This window comes from Microbacterium sp. MAH-37 (genome assembly GCF_009758255.1).
Classification (GTDB): Bacteria; Actinomycetota; Actinomycetes; order Actinomycetales; family Microbacteriaceae; genus Microbacterium.
In genome coordinates this window covers 84,788-109,116 of record NZ_WSEN01000006.1, presented here as the reverse complement: position 1 = coordinate 109,116, position 24,329 = coordinate 84,788, and the positions used below count along the sequence as shown (strand labels likewise).

Annotated in this window: 23 protein-coding genes; 8 read left to right on the top strand and 15 right to left on the bottom strand. The window is 69.2% G+C overall.

Annotated elements, in window-relative coordinates:
* Positions 1-61 precede the first annotated feature (61 nt).
* Positions 62-2,866, top strand: a complete 2,805-nt coding sequence (secA, locus tag GON06_RS06385) for a preprotein translocase subunit SecA (protein ID WP_332837218.1) — start codon at positions 62-64, stop codon at positions 2,864-2,866.
* Positions 2,867-2,925: 59 nt separating this feature from the next.
* On the opposite strand, the gene GON06_RS06380 is transcribed toward secA, so the two are convergent.
* The 8 genes from GON06_RS06380 to GON06_RS06345 form a co-directional block, all read right to left on the bottom strand.
* Positions 2,926-3,414, bottom strand: coding sequence for a nucleoside deaminase (locus tag GON06_RS06380; protein WP_157311479.1), 489 nt, complete (start codon positions 3,412-3,414; stop codon positions 2,926-2,928).
* A 26-nt stretch (positions 3,415-3,440) separates the two neighbouring features.
* Positions 3,441-4,940, bottom strand: coding sequence for a cytosine permease (locus GON06_RS06375; RefSeq protein WP_157311478.1), 1,500 nt, complete (start codon positions 4,938-4,940; stop codon positions 3,441-3,443).
* Between the two features lie 82 nt (positions 4,941-5,022).
* Positions 5,023-6,654, bottom strand: coding sequence for a xanthine permease (locus tag GON06_RS06370; protein ID WP_157311477.1), 1,632 nt, complete (start codon positions 6,652-6,654; stop codon positions 5,023-5,025).
* Positions 6,651-8,075 carry a DUF1116 domain-containing protein gene (locus GON06_RS06365; protein WP_157311476.1) on the bottom strand — a complete coding sequence of 475 codons (1,425 nt, stop codon included), beginning with the start codon at positions 8,073-8,075 and terminating at the stop codon, positions 6,651-6,653. Before GON06_RS06365 ends, GON06_RS06370 begins: the two co-directional genes overlap by 4 nt.
* Positions 8,075-9,625, bottom strand: coding sequence for an acyl-CoA synthetase FdrA (gene fdrA, locus GON06_RS06360; RefSeq protein WP_157311475.1), 1,551 nt, complete (start codon positions 9,623-9,625; stop codon positions 8,075-8,077). Before fdrA ends, GON06_RS06365 begins: the two co-directional genes overlap by 1 nt.
* A gap of 21 nt (positions 9,626-9,646) precedes the next feature.
* Positions 9,647-10,255: an ankyrin repeat domain-containing protein gene (locus tag GON06_RS06355; protein WP_157311474.1), complete on the bottom strand. Its 609-nt coding sequence runs from the start codon at positions 10,253-10,255 to the stop codon at positions 9,647-9,649.
* Positions 10,255-11,553, bottom strand: coding sequence for a purine-cytosine permease family protein (locus GON06_RS06350; RefSeq protein ID WP_157311473.1), 1,299 nt, complete (start codon positions 11,551-11,553; stop codon positions 10,255-10,257). The genes GON06_RS06355 and GON06_RS06350 overlap by 1 nt, the downstream gene beginning before the upstream one ends.
* Entirely contained in the window at positions 11,550-12,500 is a 951-nt protein-coding gene (locus GON06_RS06345) for a DUF2877 domain-containing protein (protein WP_157311472.1), read from the bottom strand. The genes GON06_RS06350 and GON06_RS06345 overlap by 4 nt, the downstream gene beginning before the upstream one ends.
* Before the next feature lie 143 nt (positions 12,501-12,643).
* Here GON06_RS06345 and GON06_RS06340 point away from each other — a divergent pair, with 143 nt between their 5' ends.
* The 3 genes from GON06_RS06340 to GON06_RS06330 all read left to right on the top strand — a co-directional run bounded on the left by GON06_RS06340 (position 12,644) and on the right by GON06_RS06330 (position 15,606).
* The gene (locus GON06_RS06340; protein WP_157311471.1) at positions 12,644-13,597 is read left to right on the top strand and encodes a carbamate kinase; all 954 of its coding nucleotides are present in this window, start codon (positions 12,644-12,646) and stop codon (positions 13,595-13,597) included.
* Between the two features lie 83 nt (positions 13,598-13,680).
* Positions 13,681-14,364: a GntR family transcriptional regulator gene (locus GON06_RS06335; protein ID WP_332837217.1), complete on the top strand. Its 684-nt coding sequence runs from the start codon at positions 13,681-13,683 to the stop codon at positions 14,362-14,364.
* 15 nt (positions 14,365-14,379) lie between these two features.
* Positions 14,380-15,606, top strand: a complete 1,227-nt coding sequence (locus tag GON06_RS06330; RefSeq protein ID WP_157311470.1) for a pyridoxal phosphate-dependent aminotransferase — start codon at positions 14,380-14,382, stop codon at positions 15,604-15,606.
* On the opposite strand, the gene GON06_RS06325 is transcribed toward GON06_RS06330, so the two are convergent.
* Positions 15,554-16,786: an AAA family ATPase gene (locus GON06_RS06325; RefSeq protein WP_157311469.1), complete on the bottom strand. Its 1,233-nt coding sequence runs from the start codon at positions 16,784-16,786 to the stop codon at positions 15,554-15,556. The genes GON06_RS06330 and GON06_RS06325 overlap by 53 nt on opposite strands.
* Positions 16,783-17,403 carry an SAF domain-containing protein gene (locus GON06_RS06320; protein WP_157311468.1) on the bottom strand — a complete coding sequence of 207 codons (621 nt, stop codon included), beginning with the start codon at positions 17,401-17,403 and terminating at the stop codon, positions 16,783-16,785. The genes GON06_RS06325 and GON06_RS06320 overlap by 4 nt, the downstream gene beginning before the upstream one ends.
* A gap of 97 nt (positions 17,404-17,500) precedes the next feature.
* On the opposite strand from GON06_RS06320, the gene GON06_RS06315 reads away from it, so the two are divergent.
* The gene (locus GON06_RS06315; RefSeq protein ID WP_157311467.1) at positions 17,501-17,779 is read left to right on the top strand and encodes a helix-turn-helix domain-containing protein; all 279 of its coding nucleotides are present in this window, start codon (positions 17,501-17,503) and stop codon (positions 17,777-17,779) included.
* 51 nt (positions 17,780-17,830) lie between these two features.
* Here GON06_RS06315 and GON06_RS06310 read toward each other — a convergent pair whose 3' ends face one another.
* Positions 17,831-18,427 (bottom strand): hypothetical protein, encoded by a 597-nt coding sequence (locus GON06_RS06310; protein ID WP_332837216.1) that lies wholly within the window; start codon positions 18,425-18,427, stop codon positions 17,831-17,833.
* Positions 18,428-18,578: 151 nt separating this feature from the next.
* On the opposite strand from GON06_RS06310, the gene GON06_RS06305 reads away from it, so the two are divergent.
* Positions 18,579-18,965 (top strand): Rv3235 family protein, encoded by a 387-nt coding sequence (locus tag GON06_RS06305; protein WP_157311466.1) that lies wholly within the window; start codon positions 18,579-18,581, stop codon positions 18,963-18,965.
* 32 nt (positions 18,966-18,997) lie between these two features.
* Positions 18,998-20,470 (top strand): sensor histidine kinase, encoded by a 1,473-nt coding sequence (locus GON06_RS06300; protein ID WP_116241333.1) that lies wholly within the window; start codon positions 18,998-19,000, stop codon positions 20,468-20,470.
* A 72-nt stretch (positions 20,471-20,542) separates the two neighbouring features.
* Here the strand turns inward: GON06_RS06300 and GON06_RS06295 are convergent, their stop codons facing one another.
* Positions 20,543-20,791 carry a WhiB family transcriptional regulator gene (locus tag GON06_RS06295; protein WP_116241334.1) on the bottom strand — a complete coding sequence of 83 codons (249 nt, stop codon included), beginning with the start codon at positions 20,789-20,791 and terminating at the stop codon, positions 20,543-20,545.
* 203 nt (positions 20,792-20,994) lie between these two features.
* Here GON06_RS06295 and GON06_RS06290 point away from each other — a divergent pair, with 203 nt between their 5' ends.
* Entirely contained in the window at positions 20,995-21,393 is a 399-nt protein-coding gene (locus GON06_RS06290) for a hypothetical protein (RefSeq protein ID WP_157311465.1), read from the top strand.
* On the opposite strand, the gene bcp is transcribed toward GON06_RS06290, so the two are convergent.
* Genes bcp through aroA form a run of 3 tightly spaced genes read right to left on the bottom strand, consistent with a single transcriptional unit; the run spans position 21,394 to position 24,295 of the window.
* A complete protein-coding gene (gene bcp, locus GON06_RS06285) occupies positions 21,394-21,870 on the bottom strand; it encodes a thioredoxin-dependent thiol peroxidase (RefSeq protein ID WP_157311464.1) in 477 nt (158 codons plus the stop codon).
* A gap of 41 nt (positions 21,871-21,911) precedes the next feature.
* Complete coding sequence (gene rsgA, locus GON06_RS06280; RefSeq protein ID WP_332837215.1) at positions 21,912-22,955, bottom strand: ribosome small subunit-dependent GTPase A; 1,044 nt, start codon at positions 22,953-22,955, stop codon at positions 21,912-21,914.
* Positions 22,952-24,295, bottom strand: coding sequence for a 3-phosphoshikimate 1-carboxyvinyltransferase (gene aroA, locus GON06_RS06275; protein WP_157311463.1), 1,344 nt, complete (start codon positions 24,293-24,295; stop codon positions 22,952-22,954). The genes rsgA and aroA overlap by 4 nt, the downstream gene beginning before the upstream one ends.
* Positions 24,296-24,329: the final 34 nt, after the last annotated feature.

The following is a 24,329-nucleotide window of genomic DNA, read 5'->3' as shown; positions in this document are numbered from 1 at the left end:
ACATGACACGGTATGCCCGGCGCTGAACATCGTCGGCACCCGAGACCCAAGGGAGAAATCCGTGGCGAATCCTCTGGAGAAGCTGCTCCGCGCCGGTGAAGGCCGCATCCTTCGCCGCCTCAAGCAGGTCGCCAAGGCCGTGAACGAGCTCGAAGAGGACTTCGAGAAGCTCAGTGATGACGATCTGCGCAACGAGACCACCGTGCTGCGCGAGCGCTACGACAAGGGCGAGACCCTCGACCAGCTGATGCCCGAGGCGTTCGCAGCGGTCCGCGAGGCAGCGCGCCGCACGCTCGGCATGCGCGCCTACGACGTGCAGCTCATGGGCGGCGCCGCCCTGCACCTGGGCAACATCGCCGAGATGAAGACCGGTGAGGGCAAGACGCTCACCGCCGTGTTCGCGATGTACCTGAACGCGATCGCCGGCAAGGGCACGCACCTCGTCACCGTGAACGACTTCCTCGCCAGCTACCAGGCCGAGCTGATGGGCCGTGTCTACCGCGCCCTCGGCATGACCACCGGTGTCATCGTGGCCGGGCAGACCCCCGAGGTGCGCCGTCAGCAGTACGCGGCGGACATCACCTACGGCACGAACAACGAGTTCGGCTTCGACTACCTGCGCGACAACATGGCGTGGCGCAAGGAGGACCTCGTCCAGCGCGAGCACTTCTTCGTGATCGTCGACGAGGTCGACTCGATCCTCATCGACGAGGCGCGCACCCCGCTGATCATCTCCGGCCCGTCGTCGGGCGAGGCGAACCGCTGGTTCACCGAGTTCGCGAAGATCGCACGCACCCTCGAGGTCGGCGTCGACTACGAGGTCGATGAGAAGAAGCGCACCGTCGGCGTGCTCGAGCCGGGCATCGAGAAGGTCGAGGACTACCTCGGCATCGACAACCTCTACGAGTCCGCGAACACGCCGCTGATCTCGTTCCTGAACAACTCGATCAAGGCGATCGCGCTGTTCAAGCGCGACACGGACTACGTCGTGATGAACGACGAGGTCATGATCGTCGACGAGCACACCGGCCGCATCCTGGTCGGACGCCGTTACAACGAGGGCATCCACCAGGCCATCGAGGCCAAGGAGAACGTGCCGGTCAAGGCCGAGAACCAGACGCTCGCGACCGTCACGCTGCAGAACTACTTCCGCATGTACGACAAGCTCGCCGGCATGACCGGTACCGCCGAGACCGAGGCGGCCGAGTTCATGTCGACCTACAAGCTCGGCGTCGTGCCCATCCCGACCAACCGGCCGCTGATCCGCAAGGATCAGCCCGATCTGGTCTACAAGAACGAGCAGGCGAAGTTCGCTCAGGTCGTCGAGGACATCGCCGAGCGGCATGCCGCCGGCCAGCCCGTCCTGGTTGGAACTGTCAGCGTCGAGAAGAGCGAGTACCTCTCGCGCCTGCTCGCCAAGAAGGGCATCAAGCATGAGGTCCTGAACGCGAAGAACCACGCTCGCGAGGCGGAGATCGTCGCCCTCGCCGGACGCCTCGGCGCGGTGACCGTCGCCACGAACATGGCCGGACGAGGCACCGACATCATGCTCGGCGGCAACGCCGAGTTCCTCGCCGTGCAGGAGCTCAAGGCCAAGGGCCTCGACCCGGAGGAGACTCCGGAGGAGTATGAGGCCGCGTGGGACGAGACCTACGAGGCGATGAAGGCCAAGGTCGCCGAGGACGGCAAGAAGGTCACCGAGGCCGGCGGTCTGTACGTGCTCGGCACGGAGCGGCACGAGTCGCGCCGCATCGACAACCAGCTGCGCGGTCGTTCCGGTCGTCAGGGCGACCCCGGTGAGAGCCGGTTCTACCTGAGCCTCACCGATGATCTGATGCGTCTGTTCCAGTCGGGCGCCGCGGAGGCGATCCTGTCGCGCACCAACTTCCCGGACGACGTGCCGATCGAGTCCGGCATGGTCTCGCGCGCGATCCGCAGCGCCCAGTCGCAGGTCGAGGCGCGCAACGCCGAGATGCGCAAGAACGTGCTGAAGTACGACGACGTCCTGAACCGTCAGCGCGAGGCGATCTACGCCGACCGCCGTCACATCCTGCAGGGCGACGACATCGCCGACCGCGTCGGACACTTCATCGAGGACGCCATCAGCGGCGTGGTCGACGACCACACCGGCGAGGGGCACAACGAGAGCTGGGACTTCGACGCCCTCTGGACCGAGCTGAAGACGCTGTACCCGGTGGGCGTGACGATCGACGAGGTCGTCGCCGAGGCGGCGGAGCGCAAGGGCGGCATCACCGCTGAGGGCCTCAAGCGCGAGCTGCTCTCGGACGCGATGATCGCCTACGAGAAGCGCGAGGAGGCCCTCGGCTCGCCCGCCACGCGCGAGCTGGAGCGCCGCGTGGTGCTGCAGGTGCTCGACCGCCGCTGGCGCGACCACCTCTACGAGATGGACTACCTCAAGGACGGCATCGGCCTGCGTGCCATGGCGCAGCGTGACCCGCTCGTCGAGTACCAGCGTGAGGGCTACGCGATGTTCCAGTCGATGATGGGCCAGATCAAGGAGGAGTCGGTCGGCTACCTCTACAACCTCGAGGTCGAGGTGCGCCGGGCCGGCGAGGACGGCACCGCCGAGGTCGCCGAGGTCGAGGCGAAGGGCCTCACCAGCGGCCAGCCGGAGCAGCGTCTGGAGTACTCCGCGTCCAACGACGCCGGCGAGGTCGAGGTGCGCAACGAGCGCGGGCAGGTGCAGCAGGCCCAGACGGCGCGGATGCGGCAGGCCGCAGCCGCCCGGGAATCGGCGCAGCAGCCTGAGCAGCCCGCCGAGCGCGGTGCCTTCGGCCAGGCCGTGGACGCGCAGGCTCAGCAGCCGGCGAACCGCGCGCAGCGCCGGGCTCAGAAGAAGAAGTAGTCGCAGACGACGGAAGGCCGGTTCCCCTCGGGGAACCGGCCTTCCGTCGTCTGCGGAGCTCAGGCGTTCAGCGCCCGGAACTCCGTCCAGATCGACGCGCAGTCCTCGCGTCCGGAGTCCAGGTGGATCATCTCGAGCGTCGAGGTGTCGCTGCCGTCCAGGTACCTGCGCAGGTGCACGTCGCTGAAGCCGTTCTCGCCGGCGTCCACGTGCGTCGACGCGTAGTAGCAGGTCGTGATGCCCGCCCACATCATGACCGCCACGCACATCGGGCAGGGCTCGCAGGTCGCGTACATGACGTGACCGGAGAGGTCGAGCGTGTCCAGCTTCCTGCACGCCTCGCGCACGGCGACCATCTCGGCGTGACCCGAGATGTCGGTGTCCTTGATCACGGTGTTGCCCACCGCGACCACGATCTCGCCGTCGCCGTTCACCAGCGTCGCGCCGAACGGGCCGCCGTTACCGGCGCGCATTCCCTCGAGGGTGACCTCGACGGCCGGGGCGAAGTACGAGTCCAAGACCTCGGGGGAGGGAGTGGGGTGAGTCATCGTCTGTCTCCTTCGTGGTGGGGTTGTCAGTTGCGCCGGCGGGCGCCGAGAGTCAGCAGGGTGTATCCCGCGAACCCGATGACCAGGCCGGAGAAGAACGCGAGGTTGTTGACCTCGGTCAGGAACGGCACGTTCGCGATGCCCGGGATGCGGCCGATCATCGTGATCGCGAAGCTCGCGATCAGCACGCCGATCGCGCGCCAGTTGTACGCGGGCAGCGAGCCCTTCTGGCCGCCCTTGTAGTCGGCGTAGATGCCTTCGACGTCGAGTGTCCGCTTGCGCTCCACGAAGTAGGAGGCGAGCATGATGCCGACGATCGGGCCGAACATCGAGCCGATCAGCGAGTAGAACAGGAACAGTGCGTCGGTGTTCTCCACGAACTGCCACGGCAGGATCAGCGTGCCGATGACCGCCGCGAGGATCGCGCCGCGCTTGAGCGTGAACAGCTTGGGCAGCTGAGCGGTCAGCTGCAGGCCGGCGGGGAGCATGTTGCCGAACACCACGAACGCGACCGCGCCGACGTTCATCGCGAGGATCAGCAGCACCACGACGAACGGATTGCCGACGCCCTCGCCCACCGCCTGGATGAAGACGAACGGCTGGTTGATGTCGAACTTGCCGCCCGAGACGACCTGCAGTGCGCCGATGAATGAGACCGTCACGATGGCGAACAGGATGTACGAGCCGATGACGCCGATCGGGAAGCCGACGGCCGGCGCCCTCATGCTGGTGGCGTTGCGGGTGTAGTCGCCGGTGTTGACGATCGGTCCGGCCCAGTTCGAGACCAGCATGGACACGCAGGTGATGAAGATCAGCGGGGTGACGGGGGAGTCGACGACCCGAGTGGACATGACCACGTCCATGCCGCCGGCGTTGATGACGGCCAGCACCACGGCGATCACCACGAGGATGAACACGGCGGGGTTGGCCCAGTTGCTGAACTTCCCGAGGAACGCCTGACCGCCGAGGAACAGGCCGACGGTGATGACCCAGGTGATCAGGTACGAGATCGCGGTCGGTACGGGCAGGCCGAGGATCTCGGCGCCGTTCCCGAGGTTCGCGAAGCCCGGCCAGATCGTCTCGAAGACGACGTCGAAGGCCTGAGCGGACGAGACGCTGGTGATGCCGAAGAACATGAAGCCGGCGATGATGCCGCGCACCCACGTCGGGACCAGGGCGCCCTTGTGACCGAACGCCTCACGCAGCTGCATTGCGAACGGGATGCCGTACTTCGCCGCGGCCTGCCCGTTGAGGATGTAGCCGATCGAGACGATCACGGCCGAGGTCATGATGGCGGCCACGACCTGCCAGGCGTTCAGGCCGAGGGCGAAGAAGGTCATGACCGTGAAGTACGACAGGATGTTGTGGATCGGCCCCATCCACACGGTGATGAACTGGGGCGTCCTCCAGGTGCGATCCTTCGGGCGGATCGGCAGGACTTCTTGCGCGTAGCCGCGAGCCGCGTACTCCGCGACCTTCTCGGCGCCGGGGTCGACCAGGGTGGGGTCGATAGCGGGGGTGGACATGGCCATCCGTTCTCTTCTGCACCGGATTCCGGGTCTTGCAGCGGGTCCGGGAGCGGTGCACTCCCGGCCCCGCTGTTCGGGATCAGTCCCTGGTGGACTGGATCAGGCTCGGCGCGACGGCGCTGCTCAGGGTGAGCTCGTCCGTCGCCGTGAACGTCACCGTCTCCTTCGTGACGCGATCCTGGATCCACTTGGCCAGGAACAGCGCGGCGACCATGAGATACGCCACCAGGAACATCACGTGGGTGTCCGACAGGGCGAACTCGGCCGGCAGGCTGGGGACCGGGGAATGGATGATGCCGAAGAACGACAGGATCGCGGCGAGCACGGCCACGACCGCTCCGAGCGCCGGCTTGTTCCGGATGGCGAAGATCGCGATCATCCCCCACAGCAGCGACGACAGCGGTGCGCCGTTGCCGAGCGTCGAGATGCCGGCGAAATAGGTGCCGGCGCCGTTCAGGGCGTCCGCTCCCACCTCGGCGACGTTCGTGCCGGCCGCCTTCAGCGTGTTGCCGATCAGACTGTTCGCCCAGTTCGCGATCCAGGGGAACAGCGCGATGAAGATCACCGGCAGCTCCACCTTCGGCGTCTCGCGCACCGACTGCGCGGCGGTGACGATGCCGATGTAGATCAGGATCGGGGCGATCGCCGCCATCGGGACCACCGACAGCAGCAGGGCGCTCATGCCGAACAGGCCCACCGCGAACATGGTGATGCCGTTGAGCATCGTGTAGCCGATGCCGGCGCCCATCTCCTTGTAGGCGGTGTGGCCGATGTACACGGTGACCGGGTAGGGGTTGCCCATCAGCGCGCCGATCATCGTCGCGCCGCCGTTGACCAGCATGACGGGGCGGGCGCTGTAGTGGTCGCCCGCCGCCTCCGCGGCCTCGATGTTCTCCAGGTCGAACACGTAGTTCGCCAGGGCGAGCGGCACGGCCGATGCGAGGAACGGACCGGCGTGCTGCAGCCCCTCGAAGAAGTTGCCGATCGACACCTGAGGCGGGTGCCATCCGGCGTGCACCAGCGCGGCCTGGACAGCCTCCGGCGTCTGCAGCCCGAACGCCCAGGCGGCGGCGGTTCCCGCGATCAGCAGCAGCAGACCGGTGGGGACCTTGCCCAGGAACGGCGAGCGGCCGAACCAGTTGATGAACACGATCACCAGCACGATGAACGCGACCACCGGGAACTGGAAGGTCTGCAGCATCGGGTTCATGGCCAGCAGCAGCAGACCGAGGCCCGCGAGGCAGGCGAGCAGCACCGAGCGGGGCACCGCGCGGCGGAGCAGGTCGCCGAAGAACGATCCGACGAACAGGATCAGACCTTCCAGGAAGCCCCACACAAGGCCGATGCCGACGGCGAGCTCCGCGTCCTGGGTGCTCGAGTAGACCGGCAGGATGACCAGGAAGGTGACCGTGAAGATCGACGGAGCGCTCGGCCCGGAGGGCAGGGCCACGACGTCGTCGCGACCCTCCTTCCGTGCCAGCCGACGGGCGAACCACACGTACATCGATGAGGTGATCAGGATCGCGAGGCCGAAGGCCGGCGCGATCCGTCCCACGACCATCCCCACCGGCAGGCCCGCCATGGTGAGCAGAGCCGTGAAGGTGATGATGTTCGTGAGGTTGTTGGTGAACAGTGCGAAGAACGCCGCGATGTCACCCTTCTTCCACCACTTCAGGCGGACAGCGACCGGGGCGGGAGCGAGCGACGTCATGGCTTGACCGTGTCCGCGAGGGCGCGGAGCGCCTTCTGGAAGGCCTCCACCGGCGGGTGGGTGATGCCGGCGCCGATCATGCCGATGCCCGGCTCCTTGTGCGCGATGGCGGTGTTGATGATCGGCAGGATGCCGGTCTCCATGACCTTGCGCACATCGATGCCCGAGGGCACGCCCATGAAGTCGAGAGCGGGGATCGTGACGTTCGGGTTGTTGCCGGTGGTGATCGCGTTCATCGTGCGCGAATAGCCCATCGCCTCGTCGACGGTGCCGCCGACGAGGGCGACGATCGCGGGGGCGGCCGCCATCGCGAAGCCGCCGATGCCGAAGGTCTCGGTGATCGCGGAGTCGCCCATGTCCAGACCGGAGTCCGCCGGGGTGTAGCCGGCGAACATCGGACCGATGACCTCCTGGGCGGGACCGGTGAACCACTGGCCGCCGGTGCCGGACACGCGGATGCCGAAGTCGACGCCGTTGCGGGCCATGGTGGTGACGATGGTCGAGTTCTCGATGCCGTTCGCGGCATCCATCGAGGCCTTGGCGGCGACCATCCAGGTCGGGCCGGAGAAGTAGTCCGACGAGGCGACGAAGTCGAAGACCTCGCGCTTCTCCTTCGTGGTGAAGTCGGTCTCCAGGATGTACGGCGCGAGCGCCTGGATCAGCAGCGTGGTGCCGGCGACGTTGCGGTTGTGCGCCTCGTCACCCATGTGCAGCGCCTGCGAGAGCATCAGACGCAGGTCGATGCCCTCGGAGTTCAGCTCCATGGCACCGGCGAGCACCGGGCCGAACACGTCGCGCATCCAGTTCAGGCGGTCGATGACCGACTGGTCGTTCGCGCCGAAGCGCAGGATCTTCGACAGCTGCTCCGACAGGTTGGTGTAGGCGGTGTTGCCGTAGGTGCGGTTGGTGACCTTGTGCACCCACATGCTGGCGCTCGTGACGCCGGCCATCGAGCCGACCGACTGGTGCTCGTGGCACGGCGAGAAGGTGATCTCACCGGACGCGGCGAGCTCGAACGCCTCGTCGACGTCCTTCGCCAGGCCCTCGAACACCAGAGCGCCGGTCACGGCGCCCTTCATCGGGCCGGACATCCGGGTGAACTCGATCGGCGGCCCCGCGTGCAGGATCGTCTTCTTCGTCATGCCGGGGACGGTGTCGATCGCCTGTCCGAAGCCCTCCAGGAAGGGCTGCGAGCCGAGGATGCGCTCGAGCGCGACCTGGTTGGCGGCATCGATCTTCTCGGCCACGGCCGGGTCCTCGAGCCTGCTCAGCGCGGCGATGACCTCGGGGTCGCCGCCACCAGGCGGGGTCCAGTCCATCAGGACCGGCTCGACGCCCTGGGCCTTCAGGTCGTCGGCGAACATGTCGAGGCCGAGGTTGACCGGCTTCAGGTCAGTGGAGAACAGGTCGTTGACGCTCATCAGTTGTCACCCTTCGCGACGAATTCACGGGCCAGCAGGCCGAGGTTGGTGGAGGAGGAGGCGATGGTCACGCCGGCGGCCTCGAGCTTGGCCACCTGCTCGGCGATCGCCGGGGTGTCCAGGTCGGTGCCGAGGACGTAGCCGAGGATCTCGAGGTGCTGGCCGCGTGCGGCGGCCTTCTCCTTGGCCTCGGTGATCGCGGGGATCGTCACGCCCACCGGATCCTCGTGCGAGCCGAAGCCGAGCACGAAGTCCATCGCGATGACGCCGACCTCGGGGTCGTCCGCCTCCTGGACGATGCGCTGCAGACGCAGCGAGGGGTCGATCATCGGGTGCGGACGGCCGTTGGTGAAGTCGTCGTCGCCCATGTCGAGGAAGGTGTGCTCCTTGGAGGCATCCATCGCGCCGATCCTGTATGCGGGGTTCTTCTGGATGTTGGAGTACACGTTGTCGTACTTGCCGAGAGCCGCGAACATCGACTCGTCGCAGAGCGTGCCGCCGCAGAACAGCCCGCGGACGTACTTCTGCTCGGGGGCGAGCTTCGCGCGCACCTCCTCGATGAGCGGGATGTTCAAGGGGTGCTTGTCGAGCGTCGATTCGTCGATGCCGGAGGCCACGACGGCGGCGATCGCGAGGGGCTTGGTGCCCTCGGTGACCATGGTCACGTTGTCGTGACCCGACTCGGCGCGGTCCGAGCCCAGGAAGGTCACGAAGACCGGCTTGGAGGCGGCGCCGGCGACGGCGAGCACCTTCTCGGCGACCTCCTCTGCCGGCGGCTTGGAGATGAGCACGATGACCTTGGTCTCGGGATCGGCGTCGAGCGCCTTGATGCCGTCGATCATCGAGATGCCGCCGATGTCGGTGGACAGGTCGCGTCCGCCGGTGCCGATCAGCTGCGAGATGCCGCCACCGAAGTCGTGCACGCGCACGGAGACCTCCTGGCTGCCGGTGCCGGAGGCGCCCACGACGCCGATGGACCCTCGGCGGACGGCGTTCGCGAACGCGAGGCCGGTTCCGTTGATGATCGCGGTGCCGCAGTCCGGGCCCATCACGATGAGACCCTTCTCGTGCGCGAGGTTCTTCAGCGAGAGCTCGTCCTCGACCGACACGTTGTCCGAGAAGATCATGACGCTCTTGCCCGCGTTCAGCGCCTTGCGCGCCTCACGGGCGGCGAACGCGCCGTTGACCGAGATCAGCACGAGGTTGGATTCCGGGGCCTCCTCGAACGCGCCGTCGAGGGTGCGGTAGCGCACCTCGTGAGCCTCGCCGGCCTTCTTGTCCTTGCGGGCGAGGATGTCGTTGACGGCCGCGATCGCCGCCTCGATGGTGTCCTCGGACGCGTCGATCACGATCATCAGATCGCTGGGCTTCGCCGCGTCGACCGCGGCGTCCTCGACGCCGACGTTCGCGAGCACCTCCTTGTTCATCGGGGTCGCCATGCCCAGCAGGGCCTGGGTGACGCCCTCGACGGCGTTCGCCTTGGTGCTCATCGACATGAGCGAGACCGAGTCGAGGTAGGTGTTCTTCCTGATTTCGATGTGCCTGGTCATCGTTGTCCTTTCGGGGGAGTCTTAGGCGGCGGCGCGCTCGAGGATCGCGACGATCTCGCCGAATCCGCGCTCACGGGCCAGTTCTGCGGGCGAGGTGCCCCACGGGTCGGGCATGCCGGGTTTCGCGCCGTGCGCGAGCAGCAGTTCGACGATCTGCTGACGCACCGGGCCGCCGTCGCCGAGGATGATGGTCTCGATAAGCGCCGTCCAGCCCAGGTTGTTGGTGAGGTTGACGTTGATGCGGGTGTTCTCGAGGAGGTACCGGACGACCTCGAGGTGGCCCTTCTCAGCGGCCGGGGTGAGCCCGTTGCCGCCCATGCGCGTGAGTCGCTTCAGGTCGGCACCCGCCTCGGCCATGACCTTCACGAGCTCGAGCTGGTCGTTGATGCAGCCGAACAGGAAAGGGTTCGAGCAGGTCTGATCCTGCGCGTCGATGTCGACGCCCTCCGAGATGAGCGCGCGCACGACTTCGAGGTGCCCGCCGCGAGCGGCGTGCAGGATCGCACTCGCCTCCTCGCGGTCCAGGGCGTCCTTGTCGGCGCCGGCGGCGAGGGCGGCGCGCACGCGGTCCAGATCGCCGGATGCGGCTGCCGCGAGGTACTGCTCGTCGGCCGTCTGAGTGCTGGTCATCAGTGGATCTCCTTCTTTGCTGAGAACTGTTCGAGGGCGAGATAGGCGACGCATCCGACCACGAGGCCGACGACGGCGTCCGAGAGCGCGGGCACGAAGAGGTGCGAGACGAGCGCGGCGGCGGCGCCGACGGCCCAGGCCAGCAGCGCGGTCCCGCGGAACCTCTTCTCCGGACGGCCGGCGTTGCGCTTCGCGAGGATGATCTGGTCGGCGATGAGCACGGCGCCCAGAGGCGGCACCAGGACGCCGAGCAGGGCGAGCCAGTTGGCGAAGTACTGCCAGGCGCCGGCCACGGCGACGATGACGCCGATGACGCCGAGGATGAGCGTCAGCAGGCGCATCGTGGAGTGCGTCAGGTGCGACCAGCCGAGGGCGCCGTTGTAGAGGCAGTGCGTGCACACCGAGCCCAGGTTGATCACCACGAACAGCACGAGGAACACGTTCAGCCATGGATTGCCGGTGCCGGTGAGGATCGGGGCGAAGTTGCCCCCGTTCACGGCGGGCAGCGCGATCGCGCCGGCGGCGACGAAAACGGCGCCGCTGAGCTGGGCGACCAGGCTCGCGATCGGGAAGGCGGTGACGGTGGCGAGCACGGCCTGCCTGCCGTTCTTGGCCCAGCGGGTGAAGTCCGCCGTCATCGTGCCCGAGTCCGCGAAGGTCGCCATGATCGCGGTGACCGCGACGCCGAAGGTCATCGGGTCGGGCACATCCTCTCCCGCGTAGCTGAACACGGCCGAGAAGTCGTTGGTCTGCGCGGCGATGACCATGGCGATGACCACTGCGATGATGAACAGCGGTGCGGCGACGGTGCCGAGGACGGAGAGCGCGCGGATGCCGAGGTAGGTGACGGCGATGAAGACGATGCCGGCGATCGCGGCCACGAGCATCTCGTTCCACCCGAAGGCCTCGCTCAGGGTGGCGCCGGTCGCACCCGTGTTGAAGGCGAACCAGCCGACCACCACGGTGGAGAGGAACCCGGACGCGATGGCGTAGCCCGCGGTGCCGAAGGTCTCGATGGCCTGCAGCGAGAAGCTCTTGCCGGTGCGTCCGGCGCGCCAGCTGAGCAAGCTCACGTAGACGAACATGATGGCGTTGGCTGTCAGGATCGCGCCGACGCCGGGCCAGAACCCGAGCATGGCGACCACCAGCCCGCCGGGCACGGCGTTGGTCAGGATCATCGGGAATCCGAACCACACCGCGGAGACCGTGTAGAGCGACTTGCGGTGGCTCAGTGGCACCGGCTCGTGCTCGAACTCGGCGGAAGCCGTCGCCTCGACGGTCGTGGTGCTGTCGTTCATGACTGCTCCTTCTTCTTCTTCTTGTTGTCGTCCCGTAGACACGCCGGTCCGCCGCGGCGCGCCGCGCGCTCGACATCGAGCGCGAGACGGATGCCGGAGAGGATGTCGGCCCCCGAGGTGTGGCCGATCTGGAGAATGCGGTCCGCAGCGCGACGCAGGGCGTCGCCGTCTCGGTCGCGAATGGCGGCGATGAGATCGTGCAGGCTCTGCCGGCCGCGGCCGGCGACGGCATGCGCCATGGTCGTCGCGCTGAGCAGCCCGGTGCGCACGCCGCCGCCGCGGATGGCGTCGGTCAGGGCGGGGAGCGAGCTGCTCAGCAGCATCCCGTCCTGGGCGGCGAGGAGGCCGAGCCCGGTGAGCACGTCGTCCCCGGAGGGGGTGAGTCCCTCACCGAGGCCGATGAGAGCGGACGCCGCAGTGCGGGTGCCTTCGTCGTCGCCGGTGCGCAGTGCGGCGCGCAGCATCCTGATCCTGCTGCGCAGCAGCTCGGCGGCGGCGCGTCCGAACGGTGTGACGGGCGCGGGGGAGGGAAGGGCGTCGAGCAGGGCGAGCGCCCTGGCGAGGTCGCCGGAGGTGAGTTCCGAGAGATCGGTGCGGGGCGCGTCCCAGGGCGGCGCTCCGGACAGTGAGACGACCAGCATCCGGTCGGTGCCGGGGAGTTCGATCCGATCGCGGCCGCCGACGACGGGCGCTCCCTGACGGATGCCGCGGGCATCCCAGCCGCTCAACGGAACGCGGATCGTGGCGGGTGCGTCGTCGATCCCGTCGTCCGCGATGGCCACCAGCGCGTCGCAGAACAGCACGTTGACGACGCGGTGGTGCACCGAGTGCACGGTGCCGTGCGTGCCATCGGCGAACGCGCGCTCGGCGGCTCCTGAGAGCGTCTCCGCAAGCGCAGCATCCCAGCTGGTCGCGCTCACCGCGACCGGGATTGCGACGGGGGTCATCGTCTTCTCTCCGGGATGCCCCGCTCCGTGGATGTGCGGCGCAGAGCATCTTTACGTTGTATTCCTTCAGGTATACCATTTACTCAAATGGAATACCATCTCGAGTTTCGGGATACCAGAAGACCTCGACAAGGGAGAACAGCATGCGCGTCGTAGTGGCACTCGGAGGCAACGCCCTCGCCCGCCGCGGAGAGCCGATGACCGCGGAGTACCTGCGGGCCAACGTCAAGTCCACGATGGAGGCGCTGGCGAACCTCGCGCGTGACAACGAGATGGTCATCACGCACGGCAACGGCCCCCAGGTCGGTCTGCTCGCCCTGCAGAACCTCGCCTACCAGGACGTCGCCGCCTACCCGCTCGACATCCTCGGCGCCGAGACCCAGGGCATGATCGGCTACGTGGTGCAGCAGGAGCTCTCGAACGCGCTGAACGGTGAGCGCGAGGTGGCCGGCATCATCACGACCACCGTCGTCGACGAGAGCGACCCGGCCTTCGCTCGCCCCACCAAGCTGATCGGCCCGACCTACTCCGCGCACGACGCCGCCGAGGCGGCCGCCGAGTACCGCTGGACCATCGCGAAGGACGGCAGCGCGTTCCGCCGCGTCGTGCCCTCGCCGAACCCGCTCTCGATCGTGCAGGCTCCGCTGATCCGCCGGCTGCTCGAGGCCGGCAGCCTCGCCGTCTGCGTCGGCGGTGGCGGCGTGCCGGTCCGCGAGGACTCCAAGGGGCGCCACATCGGCGTGCAGGCCGTCGTCGACAAGGATCTCGCCAGCGCTGCGCTCGCCGCCGACATCGGCGCGGACACCCTGATCATGCTCACGGACGGCGACTACGTCAGCGAGAACTGGGGCACTCCGGAGCAGCGCGACATCCTCACCGCGTCGGCCGACGCCGTCGCGGCGATGAAGTTCGCCGAGGGGTCGATGCAGCCCAAGATCGACGCGGCCATCCGCGTCGCGCGCGCCGGTGGCCGTACCCTCATCGGACCGCTGGACCGCCTGGACGACCTCCTGGCCCGCCGCATCGGCACCGAGATCGTCCCCTCCCTGGACGAGGGCATCGTGTGGGTCGAGAAGAAGGCGGCGAAGAAGGCCTGAATCCTCTGCTCCGGTCGGTCCCCGCGTCGGCCGTTCTGCCCGAGTGACGGGGAAAAGGCCGGACACGATGGAAGAATGAGGCTGTGAGCAGCAGAGCAGACGAACGCGTGCTGGAGTCGACCAGGGTCGCATCGTGGTTGCGCGACGCGATCCTGGACGGCGTCCGGGAGCCGGGGAGCCGGCTGATCGAGCGCGACCTCGCGGCCGAGTTCGGCGTGAGCCGGGTTCCGGTGCGCGACGCCCTGAAGGTGCTCGAGGGGGAGGGGCTCGTGGAGCTCCGTCCCCGAACCTGGGCGGTCGTCCGGGCGTTCACCGATCATGACCTCGCCGACCTCGACGAGGTGCGCGAGGTGGTCGAGCCACTCGCGTTCCGTCTCGCCGCGCAGCGGCATCGGCGGGAGGGGCTGGAGCGCCTGCGCCGTGCGCTCGAGGCCGAGCAGGCCAGTGCCGAGGTCGAGGACCGCGTCGTCTCACGGCGCGCGGCCGCGGACTTCCACGAGATCGTCACCGACCTCGCGGACAACATGCTGCTCTCCGACCTCATGCAGAGCATCCGCAGCCGGCTCCGCTGGGCGCTATCCCAGCACGACGATCTGCAGCACATCGCCGAGGAGCACGTCGCGCTCTACGAGGCGATCCGCGATCGTGACGGAGACCGCGCGGCGACCCTCGCGGCGGCGCACATCGAGAGCAGCCGGGTGCAGCGCACCGCGCACGTGCAGGCGCTGCAGCCGGGGAGCCCCGCGGCGGAGGCAGCCTCCTCATAGCGCTAGGATTCTGCGATGACCCCTCCTCGCCATTTCGACCAGTCGTCCAAGCTCAAGAACGTTCTCTACGAGATCCGCGGCAAGGCATTGGTGGAGGCGGCAAGGCTTGAGGCCGAGGGACATCAGATCCTGAAGCTGAACACCGGGAACCCGGCGATCTTCGGCTTCGAGGCACCGCACCAGATCGTGCACGACATGCTCGCGGCCGTGCCCACTGCACACGGTTACAGCGACAGCAAGGGCATCATCTCCGCCCGTCGTGCCGTCGTCAGCCGCTACGAGCAGATCCCCGGCTTCCCGCGTTTCGACCCCGATGACGTCTACCTCGGCAACGGCGTCTCCGAGCTGATCACCATGGTGATGCAGGCGCTGCTCGACGAAGGGGACGAGGTGCTGATCCCGGCGCCCGACTACCCCCTGTGGACCGCCATGACCTCGCTCGCCGGCGGCACGCCGGTGCACTACCTCTGCGACGAGGACAACGGCTGGAACCCCGATCTGGAGGACATCCGCTCGCGGATCACCCCGCAGACCAAGGCCATCGTCATCATCAACCCGAACAACCCGACCGGAGCCGTGTACTCCCGCGAGGTGCTCGAGGGGCTGGTGCAGATCGCCCGCGAGAACCAGCTGCTGCTGCTCTCCGACGAGATCTACGACCGCATCCTGTTCGACGATGCGGTGCACATCCCGACGGCGACCCTCGCGCCCGACCTGCTCTGCCTGACGTTCAACGGTCTGTCCAAGACCTACCGCGTGGCCGGATACCGCTCCGGCTGGCTCGTCGTCACCGGGCCGAAGGACCACGCGCGGGGCTTCCTGGAGGGCATCACGCTGCTCGCCTCCACCCGGCTGTGCCCGAACGTGCCGGCGCAGCACGCGATGCAGGCAGCGCTGTCCGGCGTGCAGTCCATCGACGCGCTCATCGCCCCCACCGGCCGCCTGCACGAGCAGCGTGACATCGCCTGGCAGGGGTTGGAGGCGATCCCCGGCGTCAGCTGCGTGAAGCCGCAGGGTGCGCTCTACGCGTTCCCGCGGCTCGATCCGAACGTGCACGAGATCCGCGATGACGCACGCCTGGTCTACGACCTGCTCGTCTCCGAGCACATCCTGCTGGTGCAGGGCACCGGATTCAACTGGGCGACGCCGGACCACCTCCGGATCGTGACGCTGCCGGAGCCCCGGGTCCTCACCGAGGCCGTAGAGCGCCTCGGGAACTTCCTCGCGAGCTACCGGCAGTAGCGGGTTCGCGGACGCCGGTCTCGCGCGGGCTCAGACCCGCGGCGAGCCGGCGGACCGCGGCGACCAGCGGGGAGCGCGGCAGCACGTCCGCAATCGGGCGCGCGTGCAGAAGCGCGGCATCCGCGGCACGCTGGTCGTGCGGGAGGAACTGCACGTCGTCGATGCCTGCGAACCGGTCGAGTGTCCGGCGGATCTGCCCGCGGGCGTCGATGCCGAGCGGGCCGGGGCGCACGGAGTTCGCCACCACCGTGATCGGTGTCGGCCCGACCAGGTGCCGCAGCTCGGCGTACCCCCGCACGAATCGGCTGACCCCGACCGGGTCGGCGGACGTCAGCGCGATCACGGCATCCGCCTCGCGCAGCGCTGTCGCGGTCGCGGCATGTCGCGACGGGGCAGCGAGGTCGTAGTCGTCGTCCTCCTCCTCGAAGGAGGCGGACACGTCGACCACGATCTCCTCTGCCCAGGCGCGGCAGGCGGTCAGTGCGCCGCGCATGCGGGCCGCACCCAGCTCCGGCCAGCGCGAGGGGCGGTTGAGACCGCCGAGGACGTCGACGGGCCCCGCAGAGGTCTCCAGCGACACCGCGAGCCGGGACAGCTCGGCCGAGTCCAGGCTGCCCAGCTCCGCGCGGCGGCACGCGGCGGCCAGGCCGGGCGCCTCGTCGCCCAGCCCGAGCAGCAGCGCGATCGACGGGGCCGTGGTGTCGGCGTCGAGCAGGGCGGTGCGGCGCCCCGTCCGCGCGAGCTCGACGGCGAGCTGGATCGCCAGCGTCGTCCGCCCCGGCGCGCCGTGCGGACCCCAGACGGCGATCAGACGGGACGGGGCGGCGTCTGCGGCCTCCGTTCCCGCTGTCGGGCGGTCGGCGGCGAGGGCGTCCGCGATGCGCCAGCCCGGGGTGTCGTCCGGTAGTGAGGGCGCGAGCCCGAGCTTGGCCAGCAGGCGCTCCTCGCCGTCGCCGAACGGGACGATCCGCACAGCGGCGCGGTCGCACGCCGTCACGAGTTCGCGGGTGATCCAGCGACGCGACGGCGTGATGACGAGCGCGTCGGCCGCCTGCAGATCTGCGGGATCGATCGCATCAGGGGCGCAGACGGCGAGGACCGTGACCTCCTCGAGGTCGAGTTCGGCCGCCAGCGCCCCGCCGCGCTCCTCGTCGGCGAGGGCGACGACGACGGCGGTCATTCGGCCGGTCCTGCCGGGATGACGGACACGGCAGCGCCGCCGGTGATCGCGGACAGCACGTCCGCGACATCCGTCCGGTCGATGACGACCTCGACGTCGGTGCGTGCGTCGTTGAGCATGCCCTCCGGCTCTGCCACCGAGGACACGACGGCGTCGGCCACGAGGATCCGCGGGGCGCCGAAGGAGCGACCGTCCTCGCTGGGAGGTGCCTGCCAGAGTTCCACGGTGCTCCCGGCCCGCACGTCGTCGGGCACGGCGCCGGTGCTCGTGATCACGATCGTCGTGGTGCGGCCGGCGTCGGCATCCATCGTGCCGGAGCGGGGCACGAGCTCGCCCTCCGCTATCGTGCGCGCGGCGATCGTGCCCGACTCGAGGTCCTGCGGCGCGAGGTAGTCGTCGGTGAGGGCCCCGAGGCCGACCTCGACCACCTGGAAGTCCGCGGATCCGAGTGGCTCGCCGAGGACGATGGTCCGCGATGCCTGCAGGACCGGCGTGGTCTGCCTCGCCGCGCCGACCAGCAGCCACACGCCGGCGATCGAGGCGATCACCAGGGCGATGCCGATGAGGAACCGCATGTCGCCGAAGAACGGGCGACGGGTGCGGGAGTGCGTCGTCATGAGGACATCGTCACAGATCCCGGGAGAAGGCTCCGAAAGTTATCCACAGGCGCGTAGGGACTGTCCTCCCGGGTGCCGTTCGCGCCACAATGGAGCAATGCCCGAACTCCCCCCGTCCGCCCCGCGCTACCTGACGCCCGGTCAGGTCGCCGAACTCCTCGCCGTCCCGGTCGAGGAGGTCGTCGCGCTCGTCCACGAGGGGCGGCTGCGCGGTGCGCAGCTCGGATCCCCGGCGCGCTGGAGGGTCGAAGAGGCCAGCGTGAACGACTACCTCGAGGACCAGACCGAGATCGCGCGACGCGCGGCGCTCTGGCACCAGTCCGAGAACGCCAGCTTCCCCGAGGTCTGGGGGCCGGCACCGCGCATCCAGCGCTGATCCGCGGCGTCCCTGCGCCGCGTGCGGTGCTGCGCACGCTCCGTGTGCCGCTCAGGGCAGCCGGGCACCCGGCTGCTCGACGCGCACCCAGCGCAGCGACGAGAACGGCACGACGCGGAAGCCCTGGACGGTCGACGTCCGGCGCGGCTCTCCGGCGTCGTGCAGGGCGATGTCGAGGTGATCCGCACCTGCCCTGTCGAGCGTTCCACGCCGCAGGCGCCCGTCATGCAGCGAGAGCGTGACCGGGGCGCGTCGGCGCGCGAGATCCCGCAGCACGAAGCCCAGGTCCATCCGCGCACGCAGCGGAGTGAGTCCGGCTGTCTCGTCCAGGCTGCCGAGAAGGCTGCCGTGGTCGGTGCCGACCTCGGCGACCGCCGGCACCGGCACGATGAGCGGTCGCGGGTCGTCCTGGGCCGTCACCGCGATCCAGTCCGCGCCCATCGTGCGCATCGTGGCGTGCAGCCGGTGGTCGTCACCGAGATCGAGGACGACGACGGATGCCTGGGCGCAGAGCGCGCGCAGCCGGTCGTGCAGGGTGAGCTTCGAGATGCGGAGCCGCTCAGACTCGGCGTCCAGTGCGGCGCGCTCGGCCTCCCACTCCGAGGCGAGCTGTCCTTCGAGGTCGTCGAAGAGGTGATCCCATTCCACACTCCGAGAGTAGGCGAGCGGGGTAGGGGGACTACGGGTTATCCACAGAAGTCGTGTCAGGTGCTTCCCGATCCGCGGCATCCGTGTTCTACTTTCCTGGGGTTCAGCGCTGGGGCGGAGGACACCACGCATCATGGATCGAGGACGATAGATGACCGCGCAGGAGTATTTCGCGCCCCAGCCCACACCGGCCGAGGCCCTGCCCGATCCGGTCCCGCTGCTGCGCGGCCTCGCTCAGGGCGTGCTCGAGGTGCTCGCAGGCGTCAGAGAGGCCGAGCAACTGGCACGGTGGCTCAGCGAGGACGCGTTCCGCAAGCTGCTGGTCCGCTCGAACCTCGCCGCCCGTGCGCGCAGCGCGCGGGGAACGCCTGCGACGCGACCGGTCTTCCGCATCCTCTCCCTGCGGCACTCCTCGCCGGCCGAGTGCGTGCTCGAGGCGACGCTCGTCGTAGAGGGCCCCGGCAGGGCCAGGGCGGTGGCGGTGCGCCTGGAGGGGCTGGACGGGCGCTGGCGCGCGACATCCCTCGCCGTGCTCTGAATCGCGAGGCGCTCCCCCCTATTCTTGGGAGGGTGTCCACGCTCAGTGATCTCGTCCACGCCCAGGGGCTCCTCAGCGACGCCGACGTCGAATGGCTGCACCGGCTCGCCGGCGACGGCCAGCTGCTCGCCGACCTCTCCTCGGCAGACATCGTCATCTGGGTGCAGACCGCCGACGGCTCGTTCATCGCGATAGCGCACTCGCGCCCCAGCGGCGCCGCGACCCTGTTCTACCGCGACATCGTCAGCGAGCGGGTGCGGCCGCAGTGGCGCACCCAGGTGCAGTCGGCGTTCGACACCGGCGAGATCATCGACTCGTCCTCGCCGGACTGGTTCGAGGAGATCCCGACCCGCGTGCGCGCGGTGCCGATCGAACGACGCGGGCAGCAGGGCGTCGTGCTCGGTGTGATCACGCGGCACACGAACCTCGGCGAGGCGCGGATGCCCTCTCGCCAGCAGATCAGCTTCGACGAGTGCGCGAACGACCTGTTCCGCATGATCGCCACGGGGGAGTTCCCCGACCTCGCCGCTCCGACCTCCCCGCGCCGTGGTGCGCCACGCGCCTCGGACGGCCTGATCCGGATCGACGTCGACGGCGTCACGACCTTCGCCAGCCCGAACGCGCTGTCGGCCTTCAACAGGATGGGCTTCGACGACGAGCTCGAGGGGGAGTCCCTCGCCGAGGTCACCACGCGCCTGGTGCCGCCGTCGCGGCAGGTCGACGAGTCCCTGCCCGTCGTGGTCACAGGTCGCGCGCCGTGGCGCACCGACATCGAGGCGCGCGGAGTGACGGTCTCGCTGCGGGCGATCCCGCTCAAGGACCACGGCACGCGGATCGGCGCGATAGTGCTGTGCCGCGACGTCACGGAGCTGCGTCACCAGGAGCAGGAGCTCATCACCAAGGATGCGACGATCCGTGAGATCCACCACCGCGTGAAGAACAACCTGCAGACCGTTGCATCGCTGCTGCGCATCCAGGCGCGCCGGACGCACTCCGAGGACGCCAGGGACGCGCTGACCCAGGCCATGCGCCGGGTGGAGTCGATCGCGGTCGTGCACGACACGCTCGCCAGCGGCCTGTCCCAGACCGTGGACTTCGACGAGGTGTTCGCGCGCGTGCTGAAGCTGGTCGCCGAGGTCGCGGCGGCACCGAACACCCGGGCACGCACGCAGCACACCGGGCGGTTCGGCGTGCTGCCCAGCGAGTACGCGACGCCGCTGGCGCTCGCACTCACCGAGGTGGTCACCAACGCCGTCGAGCACGGTCTCGCCGGTCAGGAGGGCGTGGTGACGATCGAGGCGCACCGCACCACCGAGAACCTGCGCGTCATCGTGCGCGACACCGGACACGGACTGCCGGAGGGCCGGGTCGGTCAGGGACTCGGCACCCAGATCGTGCGCACGCTCATCCAGGGCGAACTGGGTGGCACGATCGAGTGGAAGGGCGTGGACGGCGAAGGCACCGAGGTGACCATCGACGTCCCGCTGCGCTGGATCAAGGCCTGATCGGCAGGACGCACACGAAGACGCCGCCGCCCGGGATCCGGGCCGGCGGCGTCGTGCTTCTGGGGGCCGGACTCAGCCGGCGCGGCGCGCGCGGGCGGCGCGGCGCTTCAGAGCGCGGCGCTCGTCCTCGGAGAGGCCACCCCACACGCCCGAGTCCTGTCCGGTCTCGAGGGCGTACTGCAGGCAGATCTCGGTGACGGTGCAGGTGGCGCAGACGGCCTTCGCCTTCTCGATCTGGTCGACGGCGGGACCGGTGTTCCCGACGGGGAAGAACAGCTCGGGGTCGACGGTCAGGCAGGCGGCTTTGTCGCGCCAATCCATGGGGGCTCCTCGGTATGGGATCTGGTTCGAGCACGCGGTTTGCGACACTCGATGCGGGCGGCGGTTCGGGGGTCCGCTACCCTGGTGAGATGCGAGCGAATGCTCGCCCCACGCCGCTGTGGGAGCACATGGCTTTGTCTATTCTGTTACATGGAAACCGTGAAATCAAGGGTTTTCTGACATCCGATTCCTCAGGAGTGCTCGTGCGCGCATCCCGTCCCGCCGTCCTCGCCGCGATCCTGCTGGTCGCGGAGGGGCTCGCCCTCGGCATCGTCTCGATCATCGAGCTCGTCCAGCTCGGTGCGGGAAACGTCGCCTCGACCCCCGCCGGCATCGGCCTGATCGTACTCACGCTGCTGGTCGCGGCGGGTCTGGTGCTGTTCGCGGTCGGCGTGGTGCGCGGCGTCTCGTGGGCCCGTTCCGGCGCGGTCGTGTTCCAGGTGCTGGCGATCGCGCTGGCGCTGTCCTCGCTCACGCTGAGGCCCATCCCGTGGCCCTTCACCGTCGCCGTGGGCATCCCGGGGGCGGTGTGCCTCGTCCTGCTGATCCTCGCGTCGCGCAACGGCGGACCGGGGGACCCGCGGCTGCAGGGCCGGGGCTGATCAGGCGTCGATGCCGAGCGTCTTGCGAAGCCGAGCGACGTGGCCGGTGGCCTTCACGTTGTACTGTGCGAGCGAGATGACGCCGTCCTCGTCCAGGACGAAGGTCGAGCGGATGACGCCCTCGACGACCTTGCCGTAGTTCATCTTCTCGCCCCAGGTGCCGTAGGCGGCATGCACGGTGTGGTCCGGGTCGCTGAGCAGCTCGAAGGTGAGCCCGTCGCGCTCCTGGAACTTCTTCAGTTTCGCCGGCTCGTCGCGGGAGACGCCGACGACGGTGTAGCCGGCGCCCTGCAGCGACGAGATGCTGTCTCGGAAGTCGCATGCCTGCGTGGTGCAGCCCGGGGTCATCGCGGCGGGGTAGAAGTACAGCACGACCTTCCGGCCGCGCAGATCCGCCAGGGAGACGGTCTTCCCGTCCTGGTCGAGCAGGGAGAAGTCGGGGGCCAGGGTGCCCGGCTCGAGGCGCGTCGCAGTCATGTTCCCAGCCTATCGGCGGCGGCCGCGGGAGGGCCGGCCGGTCAGCCGAAGGTCAGCAGCAGCCTCTGCAGCGAGTCCAGGCGCGCCCGTCCCGCCTCGCCCAGTTGCCCAGATGCCGCGGCCTCGTTCAGCGCGCAGTCCGGTGCATCCGGCAGGTGGGTGCACCCGCGGGGGCAGTCCTCGGCGATGGCCGCGAGCTCGGTGAAGGCGGCGAGGATGTTGACCGGATCGACGTGGCCAAGGCCGAAGGAGCGCACGCCGGGGGTGTCGATGACCCAGCCGCGTCCGCCTTCGCCCTGATAGCGCAGCGACACGGTGGACGACGAGGTGTGCCGGCCGCGGCCGGTGACCTCGTTGACGTGGCCGGTGGCCCGCCCGGCTGTGGGGACCAGCGCGTTGACGAGCGTGGACTTGCCGACTCCTGAGTGCCCGACGAAGACCGTGGAGTGCCCCACGAGGGCCGCCCCGATCTCCTCGACCGGCATCTGCCCGCGTGCGCTGGTGAACACGCGCAGGTCGTCCAGCCCGTCGAAGTGCGCCAGGAACGGCGCCGGATCCGCGAGGTCGGTCTTCGTCACGACCAGGAGGGGGCGAATGCCGGCATCCAGTGCTGCCACGAGATAGCGATCGACCAGGCGCTCGCGGGGCTCGGGATCGGCGGACGCGACCACGACCAGCATCTGGTCGGCGTTCGCGACGATGACGCGCTCGACCTGGTCGGTGTCGTCCGCACTGCGGCGCAGCAGCGAGGTGCGCTCCTCGATACCGACGATGCGGCCGAGCGTGCCCTCCTCGCCCGAACGGTCGCCCACGACGCGGGCGCGGTCGCCGGTGACGATCGGCTTCTTCCGCAGCTCTCTGGCGCGCGCGGCGGTGATCAGGTGCTCGTCATCGGTGTCCTCGTCGACCAGCACGCTGTACCGGCCGCGGTCGACGCCGAGCACGCGGCCGATCGAGGCGTCCTCGTGAGCGGGGCGGCGCTTGGTGCGAGGCCGGTTCGCCTTCGGATTCGGGCGCACCCGGACGTCGGACTCGTCGAATTCGTCAAACTCGTCCTCGTCGTCGTCAGCGCCCAGCCAGCTCACGCGTCTGCGCCCTCCCGCGCGCCGGTGCCCTCGTGCATCCGCTCCCAGAGCTGCGTGAACTCGGGCAGGGTCTTGGCGGTGGTGCCGATCTCGTCGATCTCGACCCCGGGGACCCGCAGCCCGATCAGCGCGCCGGTGGTCGCCATACGGTGATCGTGGTGGGCGGGCCACTCGCCGCCGTGCAGTGGTACCGGCGTGATGCGCATGCCGTCCGGCAGCTCCTCGATGTCGCCGCCGAGGGCGCGCAGGTTGCCGACGAGCGCCGCGATGCGATCGGTCTCGTGGCCGCGGATGTGGGCGACGCCGCGGATCGTGGTGGGACCGTCGGCGAAGGCTGCGATCCCCACGATCGTCGGTGTCAGCTCACTGGCCGCCGACAGATCGAGATCGAGACCGCGGATGCCCTCTCCGGCGCGGACGCTGAGCACGCCGGAGTGACGCACCACGTGGGCGCCCATCGCGCGCAGGATGTCGGGCAGCAGTGCGCCCGGTTGGGTGGAGTGCAGCGGCCAGCCGGTGACGGACACCTCGCCGCCGGTCACGAGCGCCGCGGCGAGGAACGGCGCCGCGTTGGACAGATCGGGCTCGATCGCGATCTGCTTCGCGCGTGGCACGCCCGCCTCGACAAGCCACTCGCCGGCGGCGGGCCGTTCGATGCGGATGCCGCGGGTGCTGAGCGCCTCGATGGTCATGTCGATGTGCGGCAGGCTCGGCAGGTGCTCCCCGATGTGCACCAGGTGCAGCCCGACGTCGAATCTCGGAGCGGCCAGGAGCAGCCCGGAGACGAACTGACTGGACTCCGAGGCGTCGATCTCGACCCTGCCACCGCGGATGTGCCCGTGGCCGCGGACGGTGAACGGCAGCGACCAGGTGCCCTCGTCGTCGACGTCCACGCCCAGGTCGCGGAGCGCGTGGATCATGGCGCCCATCGGGCGGTGCAGGGCGTTCTCGTCCGCGGTGAGCGGCACGTCAGCCGTGGCGAGGCCGGCCAGCGGAGCGATGAAGCGCATCACCGTGCCGGCCTGCCCGCAGTCGATCTCGTTCCCCCCGGACAGTGGCGCGGGGGTCACCTCGAGGTCGGGGCCGAACTCGCCGTCGCCCTCGACCTCCTCGATGCCGACGCCGAGTGCGCGCAGAGCCTCGACCATGCGGCGGGAGTCGTCGGAGTGCAGCGGACGCAGCAGCCGGCCGGGGCCGTCGGCGATCGCGGCGATGATCAGCTCGCGGTTCGTCAGCGACTTGGAGCCGGGGATCGTCAGGGTCGCGACGACCGGCCCGTCGGCCACGGGCGCGGAATACCGGCCCTTCGCGGGAGAGGTGGAATACCTTGCAGCGCTCATCGGTTCCAACCTTAGTGAACGGCCCGTACGTGAA

Bases quoted from the DNA above. Each gene is read 5' to 3' on its own strand.
- GON06_RS06305 (WP_157311466.1), top strand. From the start codon at position 18,579: ATGACCGCGCAGGAGTATTTCGCGCCCCAGCCCACACCGGCCGAGGCC.
- fdrA (WP_157311475.1), bottom strand. From the start codon at position 9,625: ATGACCAGGCACATCGAAATCAGGAAGAACACCTACCTCGACTCGGTC.
- bcp (WP_157311464.1), bottom strand. From the start codon at position 21,870: ATGACTGCGACGCGCCTCGAGCCGGGCACCCTGGCCCCCGACTTCTCC.
- GON06_RS06340 (WP_157311471.1), top strand. From the start codon at position 12,644: ATGCGCGTCGTAGTGGCACTCGGAGGCAACGCCCTCGCCCGCCGCGGA.
- GON06_RS06315 (WP_157311467.1), top strand. From the start codon at position 17,501: ATGCCCGAACTCCCCCCGTCCGCCCCGCGCTACCTGACGCCCGGTCAG.
- GON06_RS06345 (WP_157311472.1), bottom strand. From the start codon at position 12,500: ATGACCCCCGTCGCAATCCCGGTCGCGGTGAGCGCGACCAGCTGGGAT.
- GON06_RS06350 (WP_157311473.1), bottom strand. From the start codon at position 11,553: ATGAACGACAGCACCACGACCGTCGAGGCGACGGCTTCCGCCGAGTTC.
- GON06_RS06375 (WP_157311478.1), bottom strand. From the start codon at position 4,940: ATGTCCACCCCCGCTATCGACCCCACCCTGGTCGACCCCGGCGCCGAG.
- GON06_RS06325 (WP_157311469.1), bottom strand. From the start codon at position 16,786: ATGACCGCCGTCGTCGTCGCCCTCGCCGACGAGGAGCGCGGCGGGGCG.
- GON06_RS06355 (WP_157311474.1), bottom strand. From the start codon at position 10,255: ATGACCAGCACTCAGACGGCCGACGAGCAGTACCTCGCGGCAGCCGCA.
- GON06_RS06330 (WP_157311470.1), top strand. From the start codon at position 14,380: ATGACCCCTCCTCGCCATTTCGACCAGTCGTCCAAGCTCAAGAACGTT.
- GON06_RS06370 (WP_157311477.1), bottom strand. From the start codon at position 6,654: ATGACGTCGCTCGCTCCCGCCCCGGTCGCTGTCCGCCTGAAGTGGTGG.
- aroA (WP_157311463.1), bottom strand. From the start codon at position 24,295: ATGAGCGCTGCAAGGTATTCCACCTCTCCCGCGAAGGGCCGGTATTCC.
- GON06_RS06365 (WP_157311476.1), bottom strand. From the start codon at position 8,075: ATGAGCGTCAACGACCTGTTCTCCACTGACCTGAAGCCGGTCAACCTC.
- GON06_RS06295 (WP_116241334.1), bottom strand. From the start codon at position 20,791: ATGGATTGGCGCGACAAAGCCGCCTGCCTGACCGTCGACCCCGAGCTG.
- GON06_RS06320 (WP_157311468.1), bottom strand. From the start codon at position 17,403: ATGACGACGCACTCCCGCACCCGTCGCCCGTTCTTCGGCGACATGCGG.
- GON06_RS06380 (WP_157311479.1), bottom strand. From the start codon at position 3,414: ATGACTCACCCCACTCCCTCCCCCGAGGTCTTGGACTCGTACTTCGCC.